Raw genomic sequence first — 25,823 nt, 5'->3', positions numbered from 1 at the left:
GGAGAGCATTTTTTGCTAAACGTTATCGTGGGGTGGCTGTTGCTTCGGACGATTGACCATCATCATCGGCTTACCTGCTAATAACAGCCATGCCGGAAGCATGACGATACAGAGCAGCGGTAGCAATGTGGTATTGGGTACAACGACTGCCGCCATAAAAAGACTTAACCAGCCATCGCGTGTTACCACCAGCACGATGCCGAGAATAGCGCAGGAAACGGTTATTGCCGCTGGAACGGCGGGAACGTGCTCATGCAGCATCAACCCTAATGCCACCCCGACAAACACTGCCGGGAATATTCGCCCACCGCGAAAGCCGCTGGCGGCAGCAACCACGAGAGCGGCAAGTTTAATCACGGCCAGCAAAAAGTAATCGCTGGTGCTGAAAGCCTGATTTGCCACCATCTGCTGCATCTCATCCAGCCCTTTAAATAGCGAAACTGGTCCAGCAATAACCCCCAGAATACCGAGAATAAATCCGCCCACTCCCAGCATTAGCACCGGATTTTTAATCTGATGCATCATCGCGTGCAACCGTGGCAGACACCATACGGCAACCATCCCTGCTGCGATGGCAATCGCCGCCACAATTGCACCGCTGAGAATATCGGTCATCTCCATCTGCCCATAATGCGCAATGGGCAGTGAAAAATGAGGATGGAAAAACAATCCGGTGGTTAGCGCACCAGCCGCCGCCGCCATTAACGGCGCAAAGAGACGATCCCATAGCGGGACTTCACTACTGCCATTTAAGGTTTGCGAAAATATCAACGCCGCCGCAACAGGTGTGCCAAACAGCGCGCCGATGGTTCCGGCAGAGGCTAAAATAGTCCACTCCATCCGATTGACGCGCGGTAACAGACGAGCACCTATCGCAACCGCAAGGGCGATATTGACGGTCATGATCGGATGTTCCGGCCCCAGGCTGACGCCGCCAGCAAGACCGAGAATTAATGCTACGATAAGTCCTGGTAGCGCAGAGGGCGGAACCGGCGCGCCGATCAGCGGTTCACAGGCGGGGTCTGGTCCAGCATGCCCCTGGCTGAAACGGATAACCAACCCCACCGCAATACCTGTTAGCGTTAATATGGCGATGATCCAGAAAGGTGAATCCTGGGCTATCCCCAGAGTTCCCGGCAGTCGTAGCCAGAGCAAATTCTGTAATACCGAGGCGATTTTCATCACCACAATCAGAATAAGACTGGACGCAATCCCAATTGCCACGGCGGGGAGCGATAATAACAACATGGTTCTGGCTCGCGGATGGAGCATGTTCTATTCCTTATGCGGGGTCAGATACTTAGTTTGCCCAGCTTGCAAAAAGGCATCGCTGCAATTGGTGCTGAAACGATAAAGTAATTGTGTGACCCAGATCGATATTTACAGGGAGCCTGCCTTTCCGGCGTTGTTGTTATGCCCCCAGGTATTTACAGTGTGAGAAAGAATTATTTTGACTTTAGCGGAGCAGTTGAAGAATGACAAAGTATGCATTAGTCGGTGATGTGGGCGGCACCAACGCACGTCTTGCTCTGTGTGATATTGCCAGTGGTGAAATCTCGCAGGCTAAGACCTATTCAGGGCTTGATTACCCCAGCCTCGAAGCGGTCATTCGCGTTTATCTTGAAGAACATAAGGTCGAGGTGAAAGACGGCTGTATTGCCATCGCTTGCCCAATTACCGGTGACTGGGTGGCAATGACCAACCATACCTGGGCGTTCTCAATTGCCGAAATGAAAAAGAATCTCGGTTTTAGCTATCTGGAAATTATTAACGATTTTACTGCTGTATCGATGGCGATCCCGATGCTGAAAAAAGAGCATCTGATTCAGTTTGGTGGCGCAGAACCGGTAGAAGGTAAGCCTATTGCGGTTTACGGTGCCGGAACGGGGCTAGGGGTTGCGCATCTGGTCCATGTCGATAAGCGTTGGGTAAGCTTGCCAGGCGAAGGCGGTCACGTTGATTTTGCGCCGAATAGTGAAGAAGAGGGCATTATCCTCGAAATACTGCGTGCAGAAATTGGTCATGTTTCGGCAGAGCGCGTGCTTTCTGGCCCTGGGCTGGTGAATTTGTATCGCGCAATTGTTAAAGCCGACAACCGCCTGCCAGAAAATCTCAAGCCAAAAGATATTACCGAACGCGCGCTGGCTGACAGCTGCACCGATTGCCGCCGCGCGTTGTCGCTGTTTTGCGTCATTATGGGCCGTTTTGGCGGCAATCTGGCGCTCAATCTCGGGACATTTGGCGGCGTGTTTATTGCCGGTGGTATCGTGCCGCGCTTCCTTGAGTTCTTCAAAGCCTCTGGTTTCCGTGCCGCATTTGAAGATAAAGGGCGCTTTAAAGAATATGTCCATGATATTCCGGTGTATCTCATCGTCCATGACAATCCGGGCCTTCTCGGTTCCGGCGCACATTTACGCCAGACCTTAGGCCACATTCTGTAAATCCTTCCTGTCAAATCGGGAGATAACTCTCCCGATAATCTTTTAAATCATACAGTTAATTCAATTTTTCTTTGTGTCACCTCACAAGGCCGACCTGCGTCACACTTCCGTACAGCGGGATTAATTCTCCAGTAAATGCATTATTTGTCTGGTAACGGCGATTTGTTTTGCACGTTCATAATTTCACTCGTCAACTATCACTGAACGAGGAATTAACGATGAGTAAGAAACTGATTGCTTTATGTGCCTGCCCGATGGGTCTGGCTCACACCTTTATGGCAGCCCAGGCGCTGGAAGAAGCGGCGGTGGAAGCAGGCTATGAAGTGAAAATTGAAACTCAGGGCGCGGACGGCATCCAGAATCGCCTGACCGCGCAGGATATCGCCGAAGCGACCATCATCATCCACTCCGTGGCGGTTACCCCGGAAGATAACGAACGTTTCGAATCACGCGACGTTTATGAAATCACTTTGCAGGACGCAATTAAAAACGCTGCGGGCATCATCAAAGAAATCGAAGAGATGATTGCCTCTGAACAACAGTAATATTCGACAGGGATAATTGTTATGGCCATTAAAAAACGCAGTGCAACCGTTGTGCCTGGCGCATCCGGTGCGGCAGCGGCAGTTAAGAATCCGCAGGCCTCTAAAACCAGCTTCTGGGGTGAACTCCCGCAGCATGTGATGTCAGGGATTTCACGCATGGTGCCGACCTTAATTATGGGCGGTGTGATCCTCGCTTTCAGCCAGCTGATTGCTTATAGCTGGCTTAAAATTCCTGCTGATATCGGCATCATGGATGCTCTTAATAGCGGGAAATTCTCCGGTTTCGACCTCTCCTTACTGAAATTTGCCTGGTTGTCGCAGTCCTTCGGCGGCGTGTTGTTTGGTTTTGCCATTCCGATGTTTGCTGCATTTGTGGCGAACTCTATCGGTGGCAAACTGGCGTTCCCGGCTGGTTTTATCGGTGGGTTGATGTCTACCCAGCCGACGCAACTGCTGAACTTCGATCCCAGCACTATGCAATGGGCGACCTCTTCGCCGGTACCGTCCACCTTCATTGGTGCCCTGATTATTTCTATCGTTGCTGGTTACCTTGTGAAGTGGATGAACCAGAAAATCCAGTTACCGGATTTCCTGTTAGCGTTCAAAACCACATTTTTGCTACCGATTCTTTCCGCCATTTTTGTCATGCTGGCGATGTACTACGTCATCACCCCCTTTGGTGGCTGGATCAACGGCGGTATCCGTACCGTGCTGACTGCCGCAGGTGAGAAGGGCGCGCTGATGTACGCGATGGGGATCGCCGCGGCGACAGCAATCGACCTTGGTGGCCCGATCAACAAAGCAGCTGGTTTCGTTGCCTTCAGCTTTACCACTGACCACGTATTACCGGTTACCGCGCGTTCCATCGCTATTGTTATTCCGCCGATTGGTCTGGGTCTGGCGACCATTATCGACCGCCGTTTAACCGGCAAACGTCTGTTCAGTGCTCAGCTTTATCCGCAGGGTAAAACCGCCATGTTCCTGGCGTTTATGGGGATCAGTGAAGGTGCGATTCCGTTTGCACTGGAAAGTCCCATCACCGCCATTCCGTCCTATATGGTTGGCGCGATTGTCGGCTCAACCGCTGCAGTCTGGCTGGGCGCAGTGCAATGGTTCCCGGAGTCCGCTATCTGGGCATGGCCGCTGGTCACTAACCTCGGCGTCTATATGGCGGGGATCGCGCTGGGAGCAGTCATTACTGCGCTGATGGTGGTGTTCCTGCGTCTGATGATGTTCCGCAAAGGCAAATTGTTAATCGATAGCCTGTAAGAAGGACAATCCTGATGACATTACTCGCTTCGCTGCGCGACTGGCTTAAGGCGCAACAACTGGATGCGGTGCTTCTCTCCTCACGGCAGAACAAACAGCCGCATCTGGGGATCTCCACCGGATCAGGCTATGTGCTGATTAGCCGTGAAAGTGCGCACATTCTGGTGGACTCGCGCTATTACGCGGATGTAGAAGCCCGCACGCAAGGCTACCAGCTGCATTTGCTTGACGCGACGCACACGCTTGCAACCATCGCCAGGCAAATCATTGCCGATGAGCAGTTAAAAACGCTCGGTTTTGAAGGCCAGCAGGTGAGTTGGGAAACCGCGCACCGCTGGCAGTCTGAACTCAATGCGAAACTGGTAAGCGCCACGCCGGATGTGCTGCGGCAAATCAAAACGCCAGAGGAGGTGGAGAAAATCCGCCTCGCCTGTGGGATTGCCGATCGCGGTGCAGAGCATATTCGCCGCTTTATTCAGGCGGGAATGAGCGAGCGCGAGATAGCCGCTGAACTGGAGTGGTTTATGCGCCAGCAGGGCGCAGAAAAAGCCTCTTTCGATACCATTGTCGCCAGCGGCTGGCGTGGGGCGCTGCCGCACGGCAAAGCCAGCGACAAGATTGTTGCAGCGGGCGAGTTTGTCACTCTTGATTTTGGTGCGCTGTATCAGGGCTACTGCTCTGATATGACGCGCACCTTGCTGGTGAATGGCGAAGGGGTGAGCGCCGAATCTCACCCGCTGTTTGACGTCTATCAGATTGTTTTGCAGGCACAGCTCGCGGCAATCTCCGCGATTCGCCCCGGCGTGCGCTGCCAGCAGGTTGACGACGCCGCGCGCCGGGTGATTACCGAGGCTGGATTTGGCGACTATTTCGGTCATAACACCGGTCATGCTATCGGCATTGAAGTCCATGAAGGTCCGCGTTTTTCACCGCGGGACACCACGACGCTACAGCCAGGCATGTTACTGACCGTGGAGCCGGGGATTTATTTGCCAGGGCAAGGGGGCGTGCGCATCGAAGATGTTGTGCTGGTCACCCCGCAAGGCGCAGAAGTGCTCTACGCCATGCCGAAAACAGTGTTGCTCACGGGAGAGGCATAATGGATTTATCGCTATTAAAAGCGTTGAGCGAGGCAGATGCGATCGCCTCCTCGGAACAGGAAGTACGGCAGATCCTGCTGGAAGAAGCGGATCGCCTGCAAAAAGAAGTGCGATTTGACGGCCTGGGATCGGTGCTGATCCGCCTCAATGAATCGACAGGTCCGAAGGTGATGATCTGTGCACATATGGATGAAGTGGGATTTATGGTGCGCAGCATCTCCCGCGAAGGGGCGATTGATGTGCTGCCAGTTGGCAACGTGCGCATGGCTGCCCGACAGCTTCAGCCGGTGCGCATCACCACCCGTGAAGAGTGCAAAATACCTGGCCTGCTTGACGGCGACCGGCAGGGGAATGACGTCAGCACCATGCGCGTGGACATTGGCGCGCGCTCGTGTGACGAAGTGATGCAGGCGGGAATTCGTCCAGGCGATCGCGTCACCTTCGATACCACTTTTCAGGTTCTCCCTCACCAGCGGGTGATGGGGAAAGCCTTTGATGACCGCCTCGGTTGCTACCTGCTGGTGACGTTACTACGTGAGCTGCACGACGCCGAACTGCCTGCGGAAGTATGGCTGGTGGCAAGTTCCAGCGAAGAGGTGGGATTACGCGGCGGGCAAACTGCCACCCGCGCGGTGTCGCCGGATGTCGCCATTGTGCTTGATACCGCCTGCTGGGCGAAAAACTTTGATTATGGCGCGGCTAACCATCGTCAGATTGGTAACGGGCCGATGCTGGTGTTAAGCGATAAATCGCTGATTGCGCCGCCAAAACTTACCGCGTGGATTGAAACCGTGGCGGCAGAAATTGGCGTGCCGTTACAGGCAGATATGTTCAGCAACGGCGGCACGGACGGTGGAGCGGTGCATTTAACCGGCACTGGCGTACCCACAGTGGTGATGGGGCCAGCCACCCGCCACGGACATTGCGCGGCATCGATTGCCGATTGTCGCGACATTTTGCAGATGCAGCAACTTTTATCTGCCCTTATTCAACGTCTTACGCGTGAGACGGTTGTTCAACTGACGGATTTCAGATGATCTCCTGATTAACCCGGAGCGGTTATGCTAACGATTCAATTTCTCTGTCCTCTGCCTAACGGTCTGCATGCTCGTCCGGCGTGGGAACTTAAAGAACAGTGCAGCCAGTGGCAAAGCGAAATCACCTTCATCAACCATCGCCAGAACGCAAAGGCAGATGCGAAAAGCTCGCTGGCGCTGATTGGCACCGGCACCCTATTTAATGACAGTTGCAGCCTGAACATTAGCGGCAGCGATGAAGAGCAGGCGCGGCGCGTGCTGGAAGAGTACATCCAGGTGCGCTTTATCGACAGCGACAGCGTCCAGCCAACGCAGGCAGAACTGACAGCGCATCCGCTGCCGCGTTCATTAAGCCGTCTGAACCCGGATTTACTGTACGGCAATGTGCTGGCAAGCGGCGTCGGCGTGGGTACGCTGACCCTGTTACAGAGCGACAGCCTCGACAGTTATCGGGCCATCCCGGCCAGTGCGCAAGACTCCACCCGGCTGGAGCACAGCCTGGCAACGCTTGCCGAGCAACTGAACCAGCAACTGCGCGAGCGTGACGGCGAAAGCAAAACTATCCTCAGCGCCCATTTGTCGCTGATCCAGGATGATGAATTTGCAGGCAATATCCGTCGCCTGATGGCAGAACAGCATCAGGGGCTGGGGGCGGCGATCATCAGCAATATGGAGCAGGTTTGCGCCAAACTATCTGCTTCTGCCAGCGATTATCTGCGCGAGCGGGTCAGCGACATTCGCGATATCAGCGAACAGTTACTGCATATCACCTGGCCGGAACTGAAACCGCGCAACAATCTGGTGCTGGAAAAACCGACTATTCTGGTGGCTGAAGATTTAACCCCAAGCCAGTTTTTGAGCCTCGATTTAAAAAATCTTGCGGGCATGATTCTGGAGAAAACCGGGCGCACCTCGCATACCCTGATCCTGGCCCGCGCTTCGGCGATCCCGGTACTGAGCGGCCTGCCGCTGGATGCGATTGCCCGTTATGCCGGGCAACCTGCAGTGCTTGACGCCCAGTGCGGCGTGCTGGCGATTAACCCGAATGACGCGGTGAGCGGTTATTATCAGGTCGCGCAGACGCTGGCGGATAAACGCCAAAAACAACAGGCGCAGGCGGCCGCGCAGCTGGCCTATTCCCGTGATAACAAGCGTATTGATATTGCGGCGAATATCGGCACCGCTCTGGAAGCGCCAGGCGCGTTTGCCAACGGCGCGGAAGGTGTCGGGCTGTTTCGTACCGAAATGCTCTATATGGATCGCGACAGCGCGCCGGACGAGCAGGAGCAATTTGAAGCCTACCAGCAGGTGCTACTGGCGGCGGGCGACAAGCCGATTATCTTCCGCACGATGGACATCGGCGGCGATAAAAGCATTCCTTACCTCAACATTCCCCAGGAAGAGAACCCGTTCCTCGGCTATCGCGCGGTACGTATTTACCCGGAATTTGCTGGCCTGTTCCGCACTCAACTGCGGGCGATTTTGCGTGCTGCCTGTTTCGGCAACGCCCAGTTGATGATCCCGATGGTTCACAGCCTCGATCAGATCTTATGGGTGAAGGGCGAGATCCAAAAAGCGATCGTTGAGCTTAAGCGCGATTGCCTGCGTCATGCAGAGACGATTACGCTGGGTATCATGGTGGAAGTGCCGTCGGTGTGCTACATCATCGATCACTTCTGCGATGAGGTCGATTTCTTCAGTATCGGCTCCAACGATATGACCCAGTATCTGTATGCGGTCGATCGTAATAACCCGCGCGTATCGCCGCTGTATAACCCGATTACGCCATCGTTCCTGCGCATGTTGCAGCAGATTGTTACCACTGCGCATCAGCGGGGTAAATGGGTAGGTATTTGCGGTGAACTGGGCGGTGAAAGCCGTTATCTTCCGCTACTGCTTGGGCTGGGCCTGGACGAGCTGAGTATGAGTAGCCCGCGCATTCCGGCGGTGAAAAGCCAGCTTCGTCAACTGGATAGCGAGGCGTGTCGGGAACTGGCGCGTCAGGCATGTGAATGCCGCAGTGCGCAGGAAATTGAAGCGTTACTCACCGCCTTTACGCCGGAAGAAGACGTTCGCCCACTGCTGGCGCTGGAGAATATCTTTGTTGATCAGGCTTTTAGCAATAAAGAGCAGGCGATCCAGTTCCTGTGCGGTAACCTCGGCGTTAACGGGCGCACTGAACATCCGTTCGAGCTGGAAGAGGATGTCTGGCAGCGGGAAGAGATTGTTACCACCGGCGTTGGTTTTGGCGTAGCGATCCCGCACACCAAATCTCAGTGGATCCGTCATTCCAGTATCAGCATTGCCCGGCTGGTGAAACCGGTTGACTGGCAGTCAGAAATGGGCGAAGTCGAACTGGTGATCATGCTGACACTGGGCGCTAACGAAGGGATGAATCATGTGAAAGTCTTCTCGCAGCTGGCGCGTAAACTGGTGAATAAAAACTTCCGCCAGTCGCTGTTCGCCGCGCAAGATGCGCAAAGCATCCTGACGCTGCTGGAAACGGAATTAACCTTCTGACGTTAGCCCTGAAAACGGGCGCTGTACTCTCCCGGCGTCAGGCCAAACTGACGCCGGAAAATGCGACAAAAATAGTCGCTGTCCGGAAAACCGCAACGCTGTGCCACTTCATGAATCGACAGATGATATTTCTGCAAAATCATCCTTGCCTTTGCCATTCGTACCCAGCGAACATACTCGATAAAACGCATTGTTCCATGCTGAGCAAACAGTTTTGACAGATGATTGGGCGTGATATTAAAAAACTGAGCCACGCTCTCGCGGGTGAGCTGCTGGGCATAATTATCCTGAACCCAGTTACAAATGCTGTGATAGAGAAAATCGCCGCGCGGCTGCGAATTGCCCGGTGGCATATTCACCACGTTGCGGCAAAGATGCAGCAAACTTAACACCAGTGGCTGAATGATATTCTGCTCCAGCGGCGAACGGCTAAGATGGGTGAGGGCGGTAAGCATCGCTTCACCTTCGCCGCGTTGCAGGCTGGGAAGCTGGATCTGGCGGGCAGGATGCAACAACGACGTGGTGCGGCTATCGTAAAACGATAACCCAAGCCAGGTCGGTGCGAACACCAGGCTTAACAGCATCACCGGTTTGTTGTTGACCGGTAAATTAGCCGCGCGTGCCGGAATAAACAGCATTTCTCCTTCCACCATACGTTGCTGCTTTGCTTCCAGCAGATTGCCGTATTCGCCGCGTAGCACGATATCCAGACGGGGAAAATCAATACATAAACTGCCCACTGGCAATGAGGCAGGCTGGCTGGCAAACCAGACGCGCCCCAGTAGTTGCGGGTTAAGCACCAGGCCGCTGAACAGATCGGCGAAAAATTGTTGATCGGCGGGCAAGCCTGGTGCTTTCATGAAAGTTCCCGATTAAAGATGCATTAACTGGCGGAATTCTTTAACTTTGCTGCGGCTGACCGGCACTTCAAAATCCAGATCTTTCAGCCGCAGAATGTAGGTGTTATTAAACCACGGTTCGATCTCGCGGATTTTGTTCAGATTGACACAAAATGAGCGATGGCAGCGGAAAAAATGCGACGGCGGCAGCTTGCTGCAAAACTCGGTAATGTTCATCGGCATTACGTAGGATTCACGCCGCGTATAGACAAAGGTCATTTTCTCATGCGCTTCGGCGTAATAGATATCGTTAATTGGCGTGACGATGATTCGCTCATCTTTCACCAGATTAATGGTGTCATTCTCACGCGTTACCGTCGTGGCAGGCGTACTGCTGGTCTGCTGTTGTTGCCAGGCTGCTTCCAGTTTTTGTAGCATCCCGGTAATGCGTGACTCCTGATACGGTTTGAGAATGTAGTCAAACGCCTCCAGTTCAAACGCTTCTACCGCATGTTCTTTCCATGCGGTGATAAACACAATAAACGGTTTATGGGCGAACTGGCTGATGTTTTGCGCCAGCAACACGCCATCCAGCGACGGAATATTGATATCCAGAAAAATGGCGTCGACGCGGTTATGCTGCAAAAACTTCAACACGTCCAGACCGTCGTCAAAGGTGCCGACAATCTCCATCTGGCTGTGCTCTTTAATTAGCCAGCTCAGTTCCTGTTGTGCCAGGAATTCGTCTTCAACAATGATGACTTTCACAATATCACTCCGGCTCAAAGCAATAACGTAGCCTGTGAGGCGACTGGGGTGCGTTGGTTAGGAATGTAAAACGCAATTTCCGTTCCTGGTTCCAGGCGGCGGATATGCAGCCCCTCGCCATACAATAACTTCACGCGATGATGGACATTCAGCAGACCAATTTTATTGCCCGGCATTTCGTTCGCTTCGACCCGCTCAATGACTTTTGGATCGATGCCGTGCCCGGTGTCTCGCACCGCAATGCGTACCCGATTACCGCACTCTGCAACGCTGATGGTGACAACGCCTTTACCTTTGCAAGGCTGAATACCGTGGACAATGGCATTCTCCACCAACGGCTGGATCAGCAGGCTGGGAATGCAGCAATTCACCTCTTCATCAATATCATAGATAACCGTCAGCTTGTCGCCAAAGCGGGCCTGCTCAATGGCAATATAGTCTTTAATTTGATACAGCTCTTTTTTGATATCGATTTGCTCATCGTCTTTTAATTCAATGTTATAGCGCAGATAACGCGACAGATTAAAGATCAGCTGGCGAGCGGTATCCGGATTCAGACGGATTGACGATGAAATAGCGTTCAGAGCGTTAAACAGAAAATGGGGATTAATTTTGCTTTGCAGCGCGCGAAGCTCTGCCTTATTTGCCATTTCACGTAACTGCTCGGCACGCGAAACCTCCAGTTGCGTGGAGATGATTTGCGACAGACCGACCGCCATTTCCTGTAATGATGACGTAATCTGATGCGCGTGGCAGTAGTAAATTTTCAGTGTTCCGGTCACAACGCCTTTCTCCCACAATGGGATCACCAGCATGGAATGAATCTCTGGTGTGCGGTGGGCTTCATCATTGTTTTTAATGATGATTTTTCCGTAATTCATCGCCTGTCGGGTAGTCGGGCTAATGAAGTCATCGCCATTCTGATAGTTGTGTTCACCCACGCCGACATAGGCCAGCACATGATCAGTATTAGTAATCGCCACCGCATCGGCGTGAATGTCATCGCGGATAATTTCGCAGACCTTGCGTAATGACTCGCTATTGACATGGCGAAACAGCGGCAGCGTTTTGTTGGCAATATCCAGCGCCAGCTTGGCCTGCCGCGCGGCGCTGGCCTCTTTTTCGCCCTCAACGCTTTGCACCAGCAGCACAATAAAGCCGATACAGACGCTACCGAGGATCATTGGAATCCCGATTTTAGAGACGATATCGATCCCCAACGCGGTAGTTGGTGCCCAGACAATCACCAGAATCATGGTCAACGTTTCACATAACATGCCGCCGAGAATACCGACGCGCCAGCGCTGTGCTTTAGGGATTTTCAGGTTGATCCAGCCCGATATACAACCCGCCAGAATGCTGGTGATAAAGCAGGGGATCGCCGTCACGCCGCCGATATCAATTAAATAACGGTGAATACCTGCGATCACGCCGGTAATAATGCCTACCCACGGGCCAAACAGAATTCCGCCTGACATCACCGCGATAATACGTACGTTCACCAGCGAGCCTTCTACGGGAACGCCGGACCAGGTGCTGAACAGGGCGAACAGCGAGAAAATGGCGGTAACGGCGAGCAGCTCTTTCGGTGAGTGTGCCGACTTGTGCAACAGTTCGCGAAACAGGCGGATACGGATGAGAAAGAACAGGCAGATAAGCATTAACGCTGCCCGATCGAAGACCGCCAGCAGCATGTTGAATATTTCGTGCACGGGTGACTCTGAATAAGGATTAAACCTCTATGATAGGTAACCTGAAGGCTGATGACCAGCAGGCCGTTTTTGAGGAAAAACCACAATTTTAAAAGGGGATTGAAAGATAAATGGTGTATTAGCAATGCATCTCTTGATAATGCACATCTGGTTGGTAAATTTATTGAAATTATAATGTTAATAAAATGAGTGGTAATTTTCTTGTTAGCGTAGATAAATTTCCTGTTTTTGAAGTGGAGTTCCTCATTTAAAACCATTGATAAAAATGTTCTAAAACGCTGGACAGACAGAAATTAATCAGGCTATTTTCAAAACAGCCACCATCGTGGCAGCGTCGCTCGGACGGTCCGGGCGCTAACGTTAATCTGAGGAAATTATGGCTGACACTCGCCCTGAACGTCGCTTTACGCGTATTGATCGTCTCCCGCCCTACGTTTTTAATATTACCGCTGAACTGAAAATGGCTGCGCGTCGGCGCGGCGAAGATATTATCGATTTCAGTATGGGTAACCCGGACGGTGCGACTCCGCCGCATATCGTCGAAAAATTATGTACGGTGGCCCAGCGCCCGGACACGCATGGTTACTCCACGTCGCGCGGCATTCCGCGGTTACGTCGCGCCATTTCCCGCTGGTATCAGGATCGCTACGGCGTTGAGATCGACCCGGAATCAGAAGCTATCGTCACCATTGGTTCGAAAGAGGGACTGGCGCATCTGATGCTGGCGACGCTGGATCATGGTGACACTGTACTGGTGCCTAATCCAAGCTACCCGATTCATATTTACGGCGCGGTGATTGCCGGGGCGCAGGTACGCTCAGTGCCGCTGGTGGAAGGTGTCGATTTCTTCAACGAACTGGAACGCGCCATTCGCGAAAGTTATCCGAAACCGAAGATGATGATCCTCGGCTTCCCGTCGAACCCAACCGCGCAATGCGTGGAGCTGGAATTCTTTGAGAAGGTTGTGGCGCTGGCGAAACGCTACGATGTGCTGGTGGTCCATGACCTGGCCTATGCCGATATCGTCTACGATGGCTGGAAAGCGCCGTCAATCATGCAGGTGCCAGGTGCACGCGATGTGGCGGTCGAGTTCTTTACGCTGTCGAAAAGTTACAACATGGCGGGCTGGCGTATCGGCTTTATGGTCGGTAACAAAACGCTGGTCAGCGCGTTGGCACGTATTAAAAGCTATCACGATTACGGCACCTTTACGCCGTTGCAGGTGGCAGCGATTGCGGCGCTGGAGGGCGATCAACAGTGCGTGCGCGACATTGCTGAACAGTACAAACGCCGCCGTGATGTACTGGTAAAAGGGCTGCATGAAGCGGGCTGGATGGTCGAAATGCCGAAGGCTTCGATGTATGTCTGGGCGAAAATCCCGGAACCATATGCGGCCATGGGTTCACTGGAATTTGCCAAGAAGCTGCTTAACGAAGCGAAGGTCTGTGTCTCTCCAGGGATTGGCTTTGGCGACTACGGCGACACCCATGTTCGCTTTGCACTGATTGAAAACCGCGATCGTATTCGCCAGGCGATTCGTGGAATTAAAGCGATGTTCCGTGCCGACGGTTTACTACCCGCCAGCAGCAAACATATTCACGAAAACGCGGAATAAACACCATCGCCAGAAATGCAAACAGGAGCCAGATGGCTCCTGTTTTTCATTGCACAGTTTGCTTTTAGATCATCAGGGCAAAAGTACCGGCCCAAACGATGACCATAAAAGAAATGCCCATAAAGAAATATTTCACTTTACATCTCTCCGCGTAATTACTGTTACGCCTGAATGACTTCATTACACCTGATACAGTGAGTTGACACCGGGCAAAACGACCTTAAAAGTCCTGTATTTTACCGTGGGCATCACCCCAGAATTCTGAGCTAAACTGCTCCAGACGGCGCTAATGTACGCCTAAAACTGAAACGAGACAAGAGGCATTTTCTTATTTACTTTTAGTAACTTACAGGTGTCTCATATCGGCGACAGTTTAATTTCTGACGGTAATAATTAGAGATTCAGCGAAGGAAAAAACCTTAAGAAAAAAGCCATAAAAACCATGAGGTTATTATGGCTGATTTGAGGAGGGAAAGAGTAAGAGCAGTTTGTTAAATGTATAGCGACGATTCTCCCACCGGGCGCGTTTTAAAGCGACGGTGGATCCATAGGTACTGCTCCGGTGCGCGCATGATCTCTTTTTCGATAATCTTGTTCATATAGGCAGCGGCTTGATTTTCATCTGCCGGGTAGCCTTCCATCTCTGGGGTGATGTACAAACGATATCCGCTGTAATCCGCTTTTCTTACCATCGTTACGGTTAACATGGCTGCGCCAGAGAGACGTGAAAGGACATACGTACCATTGGTTGTGGCAACATTTTCCACCGCAAAGAACGGCGCGAAGGAGCTGCCTTTACGACCATAATCCTGATCGGGAGCAAACCATACCGCTTCACCTTTCTTCAGTGCACCGACAATGCCGCGCAGATTATTTCTGCCGATCATCGCTTTGTTAGAGCGCATGCGACCACGGGTCTGCACCCATTCCATCAGCTGATTATTATGTGGACGATAGGTGGCCATCATTGGCTGACAAAGTCCCATCACGCGGCCGCCCAGTTCCAGCGACATAAAATGGACGCCGACAACCATTACGCCGCGATTTTGCATTTGTGCGCGTTTAAGATTATCCAACCCTTCAACATCAAACCATTTACGTACGCGACTGTCGGGCCAGAACCACGCCATGCCGGTTTCTACCAGCGCCATGCCGAGTGAACGAAAGTTTTCGGCAATCATCTTCTCGCGTTCTTCCGCAGAATGCTGCGGGAAACAAAGTTCCAGGTTTTTACGGGCGATAGATTCACGCCGTTTCAGGAATGGTCGCGCCATTGCGCCAATACGCGTGCCGAGAAAGCAGAGAACAGGATAAGGAAGTTGTACCCAAAGCCAGAGTACACCAAGCCCAAACCATGTGAGCCAGTAGCGAGGATGCAGAAACTCGCGGGAAAATTTGCATTGTGGAAACATAGTTACCTTCTGTAGATACGAATTGTTGTATCGCAGAAGATTCCATGTCGACAGCGGTACACTCAATTGATTAGGCCATCATGTACGACAATGGTTCCTGTAAAGAGTGTAAAGACTAGTCAGGACATAACCACGAGGAGCATGAATGCGGTGGCTCTACTTTATCACTGGCTGACTGCTTTCAGCTACTGATTATTAATCGTGCAAAGTAAAAAGTTTTCCGCACGCAATAGCGTTGCATTTAACGTGCTGTTTTCATTGATGCTTAGCAAAAATTGCCAGAGGTTAAGGATTGTCTTACTATTAAAGTGACTGAAGTTACAGGTTTTTTAGCGCGGCAGGAGGTTGAGCTATGATTTATTTATGGATGTTTCTCGCCCTGTGTATTGTCTGCGTAAGCGGATACATCGGTCAGGTCCTGAACGTGGTCTCGGCGGTCTCTTCTTTCTTCGGCATGGTGATCCTCGCTGCACTCATTTACTACTTCACCATGTGGTTAACTGGCGGTAATGAACTAGTGACGGGGATATTTATGTTTCTTGCCCCGGCTTGTGGCTTGATGATTCGCTTTATGGTGGGGTATGGCAGGCGCTAGTGGGTCAGGATGGTTCATTTGGGCAGGTGTTCACATCAGCATCAGGCATGATTGTTCACCTGCCATGTGACAGACGCTATCGCACAGGATGGATAAGATAATTCGCCTTTGTCGGAAAAGGGGGCGGAATTTCATCTGTGAGGTTTAATGGTGGCGCATCTTCTCTCATTTTTAACAAAATCGCCTGTGATGGCTGAAATTTTGTAGAATGAGTTGTCGTCATCATTGACGTTTTTTCTGTCTCTTTATAGCTCGCCTCACTACCACCACCAGAAATAGAAAATGCAAAAACATTGCATGCCATAATAGAGACCAATAAAAATAAGCTAAAAAGCATTAAGTTTACTTTCATAGAAAGTTATCCTGAAAATGGTTCACTGAAAACCTACGACGTTATTGCTGTATTTACATATAATTAATCAGTATTTACATCGATATAATAAATGACATCTCTTTTTGGTATATAAGAATAGTTCTCTGTGACAGGAAGCATATTCCTACAACTGTAAGACTAAATGCCGCTTTGCGATAATAACTACAGTTGTAAGATAACCCTTTCAAAATGTCCGTTGCTCTCTGATTTCTCATTTCATGCTCACCCAATATGATGGCGGCGTTTTCTAAAACTGTTAAAGAATGAGGTAAGTATGAAACGTTTAATTATGGCTACGATGGTCACAGCAGTTCTGGCATCTTCAACTGTATGGGCTGCTGATAATGCACCGGTAGCGGCACAACAGCAAACTCAGCAAGTTCAGCAAACGGCAGCAGCAGAGCGTATCTCTGAACAAGGTTTATATGCGATGCGTGACGTGCAGGTAGCGCGCCTGGCTCTGTTTCATGGCGATCCGGAAAAGGCAAAAGAACTGACCAATGAAGCTTCCGCTTTGTTGTCAGATGACAGTACCGAATGGGCAAAGTTCGCAAAGCCAGGTAAAAAGACCAATGTCAATGATGACCAATATATTGTCATTAATGCATCTGTCGGAATTTCTGAGAGTTATGTAGCGACACCTGAAAAAGAAGCCGCGATAAAAATTGCCAACGAAAAAATGGCGAAAGGGGATAAAAAGGGCGCAATGGAAGAGCTTCGCCTGGCCGGTGTTGGTGTAATGGAAAACCAATATCTGATGCCGCTTAAACAGACTCGTAATGCACTTGCTGATGCGCAGAAACTGCTTGATAAAAAGCAATACTACGAGGCAAACCTGGCGCTTAAAGGTGCGGAAGATGGAATCATCGTCGATAGCGAAGCACTGTTTGTGAACTAAAGCTGACAGGCAATATATTGAGGTAAAGGATTTTACTCCCTCCAGCCGACAATTTTTTATGGCCACAATACGACAGGTTGTGGCCATAAAATTATTTGGCGCTCGCGGTTCTATAAACTCGAATTTTATCTTCCTCAAAGTAAACCGCAATAATCCCGTGTTATCACAAATCATTTATTATGTTATGTTTTATGGTACGCTTTAAAAAGCGTAATCATACCCTTACTTGTAAATCACTGGCGCTTCTTACAGTTGTAAGAATAACATCACAAATGTCGCGGCTCTCTCTGATTACCGCGAGCCAATATTTATCATATTCTTCTTTTCGTCCTCACTACTTACCATGCAGAAAGGAATTGGAAGTAGCGATGAAATGATTTTCAGTACTTGATACAGGAATTTAAAAATATCGAGTGCAGCTACGACGATATTTTGCGGATTATTTATAGAGGCGTTATGTCTTAAATAAACGCTAAATTAACACATATTTAATTAACTAATAGGTATTGCTATGTCAACTCCACTTCAAGGAATTAAAGTTCTCGATTTCACCGGTGTGCAATCTGGCCCATCTTGTACTCAAATGCTGGCCTGGTTTGGCGCTGACGTCATTAAAATTGAACGTCCCGGCGTTGGTGACGTAACGCGTCACCAGCTGCGAGATATTCCTGATATCGATGCGCTTTACTTCACCATGCTTAACAGTAACAAACGTTCTATTGAATTAAATACCAAAACAGCGGAAGGCAAAGAGGTAATGGAAAAGCTGATCCGCGAAGCTGATATCTTAGTCGAGAACTTTCATCCTGGGGCCATTGATCACATGGGCTTCACCTGGGAGCATATTCAAGAAATCAATCCACGTCTGATTTTTGGTTCGATCAAAGGGTTTGATGAGTGTTCGCCTTATGTGAATGTAAAAGCCTATGAAAACGTTGCTCAGGCAGCGGGTGGCGCGGCATCCACTACGGGTTTTTGGGACGGTCCGCCGCTGGTAAGCGCTGCAGCGTTGGGTGACAGCAACACCGGAATGCATTTACTGATCGGTTTACTTGCTGCTTTGCTGCATCGCGAAAAAACGGGGCGTGGGCAACGAGTCACCATGTCAATGCAGGATGCCGTATTGAACCTTTGCCGCGTGAAATTACGCGACCAGCAGCGTCTCGATAAATTGGGTTATCTGGAAGAATACCCGCAGTATCCGAATGGCACATTTGGTGATGCAGTTCCCCGCGGAGGTAATGCGGGTGGTGGCGGTCAGCCTGGCTGGATCCTGAAATGTAAAGGCTGGGAAACCGATCCTAATGCCTATATTTATTTCACTATTCAGGAGCAAAACTGGGAAAACACCTGTAAAGCTATCGGCAAACCAGAATGGATTACCGATCCGGCATACAGTACAGCCCATGCCCGACAGCCACATATTTTCGATATTTTTGCTGAAATCGAAAAATACACTGTCACTATTGATAAACATGAAGCTGTGGCCTATTTGACTCAGTTTGATATTCCTTGTGCACCGGTTTTAAGTATGAAAGAAATTTCACTTGATCCCTCTTTGCGCCAAAGTGGCAGTGTTGTCGAAGTGGAACAACCGTTGCGTGGAAAATATCTGACAGTTGGTTGTCCAATGAAATTCTCTGCCTTTACGCCGGATATTAAAGCTGCGCCGCTATTAGGTGAACATACCGCTGCTGTATTGCAGGAGCTGGGTTATAGCGACGATGAAATTGCTGCAATGAAGCAAAACCACGCCATCTGATATTAACGGGGGCTTCTGGCTCCCAATTTATAAAAATTTCGAGGTTATTAATCATGTCAGATCAACTTCAAATGACAGATGGTATGCATATCATCGTTGAAGCATTAAAACAGAATAATATTGACACTATTTATGGTGTTGTAGGTATTCCTGTGACGGATATGGCACGCCATGCCCAGGCGGAAGGCATTCGTTATATTGGTTTTCGTCATGAGCAGTCGGCAGGCTATGCCGCTGCGGCAAGCGGTTTTCTTACCCAAAAACCAGGGATCTGCCTGACAGTGTCTGCGCCAGGATTCCTCAATGGTTTGACCGCATTGGCCAACGCAACGGTAAATGGTTTTCCGATGATCATGATTAGCGGCTCCAGCGACCGCGCGATCGTCGACCTACAGCAAGGTGATTATGAAGAGCTGGACCAAATGAATGCGGCAAAACCGTATGCCAAAGCAGCATTCCGCGTTAATCAGCCGCAGGATCTTGGCATTGCATTGGCACGCGCTATCCGGGTCTCAGTATCGGGTCGCCCTGGCGGAGTTTATCTTGATTTGCCAGCAAATGTCCTGGCCGCGACGATGGAAAAAGACGAAGCGTTAACCACGATTGTAAAAGTTGAAAATCCGTCGCCAGCATTATTGCCATGCCCGAAGTCAGTCGCTAGCGCAATTTCGCTTTTAGCAAAAGCTGAACGACCATTAGTTATCCTTGGCAAAGGCGCGGCGTATTCACAAGCTGATGAACAGCTTCGTGAATTTATTGAAAGTGCCCAGATTCCATTCCTGCCAATGTCTATGGCGAAAGGGATCCTGGAAGATACACATCCACTTTCTGCGGCAACTGCGCGTTCGTTTGCCCTGGCAAATGCTGACGTTGTCATGCTTGTTGGTGCACGACTGAATTGGTTACTGGCACACGGTAAAAAAGGATGGGCGGCAGATACACAGTTTATTCAACTGGATATTGAACCGCAGGAAATTGACAGCAACCGCCCCATTGCTGTGCCAGTCGTTGGCGATATTGCATCCAGTATGCAAGGTATGCTGGCAGAACTGAAACAAAACACATTTACGACTCCACTGGTATGGCGCGATATTTTAAATATCCACAAGCAGCAAAATGCACAAAAAATGCATGAAAAGTTAAGTACAGATACCCAACCATTAAATTACTTTAATGCATTGAGTGCCGTGCGCGATGTTTTGCGCGAGAACCAGGATATTTATTTAGTTAATGAAGGGGCAAATACCCTGGATAATGCACGAAATATTATTGATATGTATAAACCACGTCGTCGTCTGGATTGTGGCACCTGGGGTGTCATGGGCATCGGTATGGGCTATGCCATCGGTGCTAGCGTGACCTCTGGTTCTCCGGTTGTCGCCATTGAAGGTGATAGTGCTTTTGGTTTCAGTGGGATGGAGATTGAAACGATTTGTCGATATAACCTGCCGGTGACGATCGTTATTTTTAATAATGGCGGCATCTACAGAGGAGACGGTGTTGATCTCAGTGGCGCTGGTGCACCATCACCAACAGATCTGTTGCACCATGCAAGGTATGACAAATTAATGGATGCGTTTCGTGGCGTTGGCTATAACGTCACCACGACAGATGAACTTCGTCATGCTTTAACCACCGGTATTCAGTCGCGCAAACCGACCATTATTAATGTGGTCATCGACCCTGCAGCAGGAACTGAAAGTGGCCATATTACCAAACTTAACCCAAAACAAGTCGCTGGTAATTAAATACTGACATCGTCTCCTCTTGCCAACTCATTATCGATGGTGAGGGGACCCTTATCGGAAATACTATTATGCTAACATTTTTTATTGGCGATTTATTGCCTATTATCGTAATCATGCTGTTGGGTTATTTTAGCGGCAGACGAGAAACTTTTTCAGAAGATCAAGCCCGGGCATTTAATAAACTGGTATTAAACTACGCTCTTCCTGCGGCCCTATTTGTTTCTATTACCCGGGCAAACAGGGAAATGATTTTTGCGGACACTCGCCTGACCCTTGTATCACTTGTGGTTATTGTCGGATGTTTCTTTTTCTCCTGGTTTGGTTGCTACAAATTTTTTAAACGTACCCATGCAGAAGCAGCAGTATGTGCATTAATTGCAGGTTCACCTACCATCGGATTCCTGGGGTTTGCAGTTCTCGACCCTATTTATGGTGATTCCGTATCAACAGGTTTAGTGGTAGCAATTATTTCTATTATTGTTAACGCAATTACTATTCCTATTGGTCTGTATTTGTTGAATCCTTCCTCAGGAGCGGATGGTAAGAAGAATAGCAATCTGAGCGCATTAATTTCTGCGGCAAAGGAGCCAGTAGTATGGGCACCTGTTCTGGCAACGATCCTGGTGTTGGTTGGGGTAAAAATTCCGGCAGCATGGGACCCAACCTTTAATCTGATTGCGAAGGCTAACTCAGGGGTAGCGGTATTCGCTGCGGGGTTGACTCTGGCTGCACATAAATTCGAGTTCAGTGCCGAAATTGCTTATAACACCTTCCTGAAGCTGATTCTGATGCCACTGGCGCTGCTTCTCGTGGGTATGGCATGTCATTTGAACAGCGAACATTTGCAGATGATGGTACTGGCAGGCGCCTTACCGCCGGCATTCTCCGGAATCATTATTGCCAGCCGGTTTAATGTCTATACCCGCACTGGTACAGCATCATTGGCTGTGAGCGTACTGGGCTTTGTCGTCACGGCTCCCTTGTGGATTTATGTCAGTCGACTGGTTTCATAATTAATCATGTTATTGATTTTACATAAATGCCGAAGTGTCTTTTCACCTTCGGCTTTTTTCAAGGCATAAGCAAATGACAAATAATGAAAGCAAAGGGCCGTTTGAAGGCTTATTAGTTATCGATATGACGCATGTCCTTAATGGGCCTTTCGGAACTCAACTTCTTTGTAATATGGGCGCAAGGGTAATTAAAGTTGAGCCGCCAGGTCATGGTGATGATACCCGCACATTTGGTCCCTATGTGGATGGACAGTCACTCTATTACAGTTTTATTAATCATGGCAAAGAGAGTGTGGTTCTTGATTTAAAGAATGATCACGATAAAAGTATATTTATAAATATGCTTAAACAAGCTGATGTATTAGCTGAGAATTTTCGCCCAGGTACAATGGAAAAACTGGGGTTTTCATGGGAAAGGTTACAAGAAATCAACCCGCGCCTTATATATGCTTCATCGTCAGGTTTCGGACATACCGGTCCGCTAAAAGATGCTCCTGCCTACGATACCATCATTCAGGCAATGAGCGGGATAATGATGGAAACAGGATACCCTGATGCTCCGCCAGTGCGCGTTGGTACCTCTCTTGCGGATCTATGTGGTGGTGTTTATTTATTCAGCGGAATAGTGAGTGCACTTTATGGCCGCGAAAAGAGCCAGAGAGGTGCGCATGTCGATATAGCGATGTTTGATGCCACGCTGAGTTTTCTGGAGCATGGACTGATGGCATATATCGCGACTGGGAAGTCACCACAACGCCTGGGAAATCGCCATCCCTACATGGCACCTTTTGATGTTTTTGATACTCAGGATAAGCCGATTACAATTTGTTGTGGTAATGACAAGCTTTTTTCTGCGTTATGCCAGGCACTGGAGCTTACAGAACTGGTTAATGATCCCCGATTTAGCAGCAATATTTTACGCGTACAAAACCAGGCTATTCTTAAACAATATATTGAGCGAACGTTAAAAACGCAGGCAGCTGAAGTTTGGTTAGCCAGAATACATGAAGTTGGTGTACCCGTCGCGCCGTTATTAAGTGTGGCTGAGGCCATTAATTTGCCACAAACTCAGGCGAGAAATATGTTGATTGAAGCCGGAGGAATAATGATGCCAGGTAATCCGATAAAAATCAGCGGCTGCGCGGACCCGCATGTTATGCCGGGAGCGGCAACGCTCGACCAGCATGGGGAACAAATTCGCCAGGAGTTCTCATCATAAATGTAAGATGTGCTGGTAAATAGCTCCCACATTAGAACATTGTGGGAGCCGCAATTTAGTCATTTTTCTGACAGAAAACAGCAATCTCCTGGTCCAGCTCTGCAATGTGTTCTTTTACAGAGTTCAGCAACTGAAGAATTTCAGGCTTACTGTCATCTGAAACAGGTGTTATTTCTAACTGATGGCTAATATTAATCAACTTTTGCAAATTCAGGATGTTAGCCGCACCGTGGATGCGATGAATACACTGATGGAAAGTTCTGTTATCGCCAGCTTCTAGTGCATGAAACGCAGCGGGTAGATCTTTATGCGTTTCATGCTGGAAAGTCATGAGAATCTCCTGCATCAGTTGTAGATCATTCGCCGTATTATTCTTCAGGGCCTCGATATCAAGGTGGCGATACTGAGGTGCAATATGCGCAACCTGGTGTAACTGACTTAAATGTGTTTTCAGTACATCCAGAGTCAACGGTTTGAACAAACATAAGTTCATGCCGCAATTTAACCCTTTTTCACGTTCGTTAGCCTGTGCGTTGGCTGTAAGCCCCCAGATGGGTAAGGAAGAATTTTGCTCACGGAGTTTGCGAGTCAACTCAAAACCATCCATATTCGGCATATTTACGTCAGTAATAAGCAGATCATAATGTTGCATACTGATTTTGTGTAGCGCTTGCACACCATCAGTGGCTTCATCAACATCATATCCTAATAGATTTAGCTGGCGTTTGAGTAATAGCCTGTTGGTCGGATGATCATCCGCGATTAATATGCTCAACTTTTCAGGTAGTGTGATAGGTTGTTCTGCTTTTGTCTCTATAGCCGCCACTTGTTGGGTAATTTCTACCGGGATTGTGATCGTAAATATCGTTCCTATGCCTGGATGACTTTCTAATGACAAATCGCCCTGCATGTTTTTTATTAATTCTTTGCAGATCATTAAGCCTAAACCAGAACCTGTTTGCTGACGACCTGCACTTGTTTGGCTATAGCGTTTAAACAGTTGTTGTTGTTCTTCCTGCGATAATCCACTTCCAGAATCCATAATCGTCATTTTGATAACAGCGTGGTTGTCATCAATGTGACCCAGGGAGGTCGTAATTTTTACTGCTCCCTCGGTAGTAAATTTGAGAGCATTACTCAGTAAATTAGATAAGACCTGCTTAAACGCCTGAGGGTCGATCTTAACCAGGTAGCGTTCAGGAAACGTACTGCTGCAACTTAATGCGATGGATTTGCTTGCAGCAATCGCACCGAAAGAGTGACAAGTGTTCTGGACTAAAGTAGGGATATCGACCCATTGTGGTTGAAGTTGATAGTTACCCGATTCAATTTTGTCGACATCAAGGATTTCACCAATTAAGCCGAGGAGTGATTGTCCGGTGGCGTAGGCAAGTGAAATCGCCTCCACCCGTTGCTCCTTGCTAAGACCAGAACCCGACAGTAGTTCCAGGAAGCCCATAATGGAGCTTATTGGTGTTCTTATTTCGTGACTCATTGTTGCCAGAAACTGGCTTTTTGCGACAGTTGCATTGATCGCTTTATTTCTCTCTACTTCGAGTGCATGAATTAAATCACGCGTCTCGGTAATATCTTGCCAACCACAAATATAAACAGCATGTTCGCTTGCTGGCAGATTACATAAGGTATGCCAGTGATTAATGCATCTTTTCTCGATGCCATTATCAATTTCAAATACCTGTGTGTATATTGTTCGGTTTTCTTTCGTTTCTGCTGTGACTTCATGCGTATTAGAAAAAACATCTTTAAAGGGGGATTCACTGTTTTCTAATGGTAACATTGCACTTTTATAGTAATCAGCAGTGAAATAATGTTCAAATGCACTATTGTGACTAATGACATTACCTTGCCAGTTTACAACATAAGTTGGATTCGGTAAGGAGTCCGAGAGTGCTTTCCGGAATGATATTTGGTTTTCTAAATCACCCTGAATAACTTTACGACGACGAACTGAGCGTAACAGGTAGAATCCCCATAAAAGGCTACTGCCAACTAATAAAACGGATAATGTCGTAACAATATAAAATTGCTCGCTATAGAGGTCCCATGTATCAATGGTCACATTGGGCATTTTAATCCATTTTTCGGTCAGGCGCAGAACTTCGCTTGGGGGAATTGCATTCAGTGCTTTATTAATAATATCCTTAAGTTCCGGTTCTCCGCGAGGAAAAGCGAACGAAAGTGATGCATTCTGAACGCCGGGAATAAGAAAATGATAAAGTTCATTAGGATAGTAATGGTCGATCATGTAACGCGAATTTAACTGTGTCGCGACCAGAGCATCAAGTTCACCTTCCTTGACCTTGTGAAATGCAGCGCTGGCGTTATCGACTTTTATCCACTCTACCTCCGGATACATCTCTTTTAATTGCGAATGAAGCTCATAATAATATGGAATGGCAACTTTCATTCCTTTTTTTAATGTTTGTTCACTGTCAGGCGCTTTTTGCATGACAAAAACGTAAGGCGTTGTTATGAAGGCTTCAGCAAATGAAACATTATTTTCTCGATCTTCACTATAAATAGCGGCGGGCAATATATCCCATCCACCGGGGTTAAGCTGTGTCCCCGCATGAATATTGTGTGAAACGGTGATCGGAGAAAAATTTAAACCTGTTTGCAAGGTAATAATATTAAGAATATCACCCATCACGCCCCGAACTGAGCCAGTTTCATCTGTCATAGAATAGGGTGGCGAGTAAGGATTTTCCAGCACCTTTAAATCGGGATGCTGCTTAATCCACTGTTTTTCATGTTCAGTGAGTTCTAATGGTTTGTTCAGAAAGGCCAGGTTTCCTGTATCAAGCCAATTTTGTGATACTTCATAGCTAGACTGGCCCCCTGAATCTCCAGACAACCAATATCACTTAAATAAGTGATAGTCTTAATACTAGTTTTTAGACTAGTCATTGGAGAGCAGATGATTGATGTCTTAGGAC

At 48.9% G+C, this 25,823-nt stretch carries 20 protein-coding genes and 1 pseudogene; 13 read left to right on the top strand and 8 right to left on the bottom strand.

Annotated features, from left to right (window positions below; translation table 11 throughout):
• Positions 1-15: 15 nt before the first annotated feature.
• Positions 16-1,272, bottom strand: coding sequence for an ion channel protein (locus tag ACJHWR_RS23675; RefSeq protein WP_000903114.1), 1,257 nt, complete (start codon positions 1,270-1,272; stop codon positions 16-18).
• A gap of 203 nt (positions 1,273-1,475) precedes the next feature.
• Here ACJHWR_RS23675 and glk point away from each other — a divergent pair, with 203 nt between their 5' ends.
• The 6 genes from glk (at position 1,476) to ptsP (ending at position 8,912) form a co-directional block, all read left to right on the top strand.
• A complete protein-coding gene (glk, locus tag ACJHWR_RS23670) occupies positions 1,476-2,441 on the top strand; it encodes a glucokinase (protein ID WP_000170362.1) in 966 nt (321 codons plus the stop codon).
• A gap of 218 nt (positions 2,442-2,659) precedes the next feature.
• Positions 2,660-2,986 carry a PTS fructose transporter subunit IIB gene (locus tag ACJHWR_RS23665; RefSeq protein ID WP_000038456.1) on the top strand — a complete coding sequence of 109 codons (327 nt, stop codon included), beginning with the start codon at positions 2,660-2,662 and terminating at the stop codon, positions 2,984-2,986.
• Between the two features lie 21 nt (positions 2,987-3,007).
• Positions 3,008-4,255, top strand: a complete 1,248-nt coding sequence (locus ACJHWR_RS23660; protein ID WP_000985353.1) for a PTS fructose transporter subunit IIC — start codon at positions 3,008-3,010, stop codon at positions 4,253-4,255.
• A gap of 14 nt (positions 4,256-4,269) precedes the next feature.
• On the top strand, positions 4,270-5,355 hold the full coding sequence (gene ypdF, locus ACJHWR_RS23655; protein WP_000173218.1) for an aminopeptidase: 1,086 nt from the start codon (positions 4,270-4,272) through the stop codon (positions 5,353-5,355).
• Positions 5,355-6,392: an aminopeptidase gene (gene ypdE / locus ACJHWR_RS23650; protein WP_000366048.1), complete on the top strand. Its 1,038-nt coding sequence runs from the start codon at positions 5,355-5,357 to the stop codon at positions 6,390-6,392. The genes ypdF and ypdE overlap by 1 nt, the downstream gene beginning before the upstream one ends.
• Positions 6,393-6,416: 24 nt before the next feature.
• Positions 6,417-8,912, top strand: a complete 2,496-nt coding sequence (ptsP, locus tag ACJHWR_RS23645; protein WP_000955894.1) for a phosphoenolpyruvate--protein phosphotransferase — start codon at positions 6,417-6,419, stop codon at positions 8,910-8,912.
• 2 nt (positions 8,913-8,914) lie between these two features.
• Here the strand turns inward: ptsP and ACJHWR_RS23640 are convergent, their stop codons facing one another.
• The 3 genes from ACJHWR_RS23640 to ypdA are packed head-to-tail and all read right to left on the bottom strand — an operon-like array spanning position 8,915 to position 12,231.
• A complete protein-coding gene (locus tag ACJHWR_RS23640) occupies positions 8,915-9,772 on the bottom strand; it encodes an AraC family transcriptional regulator (RefSeq protein WP_000646860.1) in 858 nt (285 codons plus the stop codon).
• 12 nt (positions 9,773-9,784) lie between these two features.
• Complete coding sequence (ypdB, locus tag ACJHWR_RS23635) at positions 9,785-10,519, bottom strand: two-component system response regulator YpdB (RefSeq protein ID WP_001298580.1); 735 nt, start codon at positions 10,517-10,519, stop codon at positions 9,785-9,787.
• A gap of 14 nt (positions 10,520-10,533) precedes the next feature.
• Positions 10,534-12,231: a two-component system sensor histidine kinase YpdA gene (gene ypdA, locus ACJHWR_RS23630; protein ID WP_000544359.1), complete on the bottom strand. Its 1,698-nt coding sequence runs from the start codon at positions 12,229-12,231 to the stop codon at positions 10,534-10,536.
• A gap of 376 nt (positions 12,232-12,607) precedes the next feature.
• Here ypdA and alaC point away from each other — a divergent pair, with 376 nt between their 5' ends.
• Positions 12,608-13,846 (top strand): alanine transaminase, encoded by a 1,239-nt coding sequence (alaC, locus tag ACJHWR_RS23625; RefSeq protein WP_000785950.1) that lies wholly within the window; start codon positions 12,608-12,610, stop codon positions 13,844-13,846.
• Positions 13,847-13,910: 64 nt separating this feature from the next.
• Here alaC and ypdK read toward each other — a convergent pair whose 3' ends face one another.
• Complete coding sequence (gene ypdK / locus ACJHWR_RS23620; RefSeq protein WP_010723117.1) at positions 13,911-13,982, bottom strand: membrane protein YpdK; 72 nt, start codon at positions 13,980-13,982, stop codon at positions 13,911-13,913.
• Positions 13,983-14,337: 355 nt separating this feature from the next.
• On the bottom strand, positions 14,338-15,258 hold the full coding sequence (gene lpxP / locus ACJHWR_RS23615) for a kdo(2)-lipid IV(A) palmitoleoyltransferase (RefSeq protein ID WP_000484405.1): 921 nt from the start codon (positions 15,256-15,258) through the stop codon (positions 14,338-14,340).
• Positions 15,259-15,610: 352 nt separating this feature from the next.
• Here lpxP and ACJHWR_RS23610 point away from each other — a divergent pair, with 352 nt between their 5' ends.
• A complete protein-coding gene (locus ACJHWR_RS23610) occupies positions 15,611-15,853 on the top strand; it encodes a YfdY family protein (protein ID WP_000639883.1) in 243 nt (80 codons plus the stop codon).
• A 76-nt stretch (positions 15,854-15,929) separates the two neighbouring features.
• Here the strand turns inward: ACJHWR_RS23610 and ypdI are convergent, their stop codons facing one another.
• The gene (gene ypdI, locus ACJHWR_RS23605) at positions 15,930-16,205 is read right to left on the bottom strand and encodes a colanic acid biosynthesis lipoprotein YpdI (protein ID WP_000867661.1); all 276 of its coding nucleotides are present in this window, start codon (positions 16,203-16,205) and stop codon (positions 15,930-15,932) included.
• Positions 16,206-16,500: 295 nt separating this feature from the next.
• On the opposite strand from ypdI, the gene ACJHWR_RS23600 reads away from it, so the two are divergent.
• The 5 genes from ACJHWR_RS23600 (at position 16,501) to yfdE (ending at position 22,866) form a co-directional block, all read left to right on the top strand.
• A complete protein-coding gene (locus ACJHWR_RS23600; protein ID WP_000825615.1) occupies positions 16,501-17,124 on the top strand; it encodes a YfdX family protein in 624 nt (207 codons plus the stop codon).
• 511 nt (positions 17,125-17,635) lie between these two features.
• The gene (gene frc / locus ACJHWR_RS23595) at positions 17,636-18,886 is read left to right on the top strand and encodes a formyl-CoA transferase (RefSeq protein ID WP_000106759.1); all 1,251 of its coding nucleotides are present in this window, start codon (positions 17,636-17,638) and stop codon (positions 18,884-18,886) included.
• A 53-nt stretch (positions 18,887-18,939) separates the two neighbouring features.
• The gene (gene oxc, locus ACJHWR_RS23590; RefSeq protein WP_001283480.1) at positions 18,940-20,634 is read left to right on the top strand and encodes an oxalyl-CoA decarboxylase; all 1,695 of its coding nucleotides are present in this window, start codon (positions 18,940-18,942) and stop codon (positions 20,632-20,634) included.
• Between the two features lie 68 nt (positions 20,635-20,702).
• Positions 20,703-21,647 (top strand): transporter YfdV, encoded by a 945-nt coding sequence (gene yfdV / locus ACJHWR_RS23585; RefSeq protein WP_000955028.1) that lies wholly within the window; start codon positions 20,703-20,705, stop codon positions 21,645-21,647.
• Positions 21,648-21,720: 73 nt separating this feature from the next.
• A complete protein-coding gene (gene yfdE, locus ACJHWR_RS23580) occupies positions 21,721-22,866 on the top strand; it encodes a CoA:oxalate CoA-transferase (RefSeq protein WP_000183691.1) in 1,146 nt (381 codons plus the stop codon).
• A gap of 55 nt (positions 22,867-22,921) precedes the next feature.
• Here yfdE and evgS read toward each other — a convergent pair.
• Positions 22,922-25,711 (bottom strand): annotated as a pseudogene (gene evgS / locus ACJHWR_RS23575) (acid-sensing system histidine kinase EvgS); the annotation flags it as partial.
• Positions 25,712-25,823: the final 112 nt, after the last annotated feature.

The organism is Escherichia sp. WS568, from assembly GCF_046486085.1.
GTDB lineage: Bacteria > Pseudomonadota > Gammaproteobacteria > Enterobacterales > Enterobacteriaceae > Escherichia > Escherichia coli.
The sequence above is the reverse complement of the archived record's forward strand: the minus strand, read 5'-3'. Positions and strand labels throughout refer to the sequence as shown.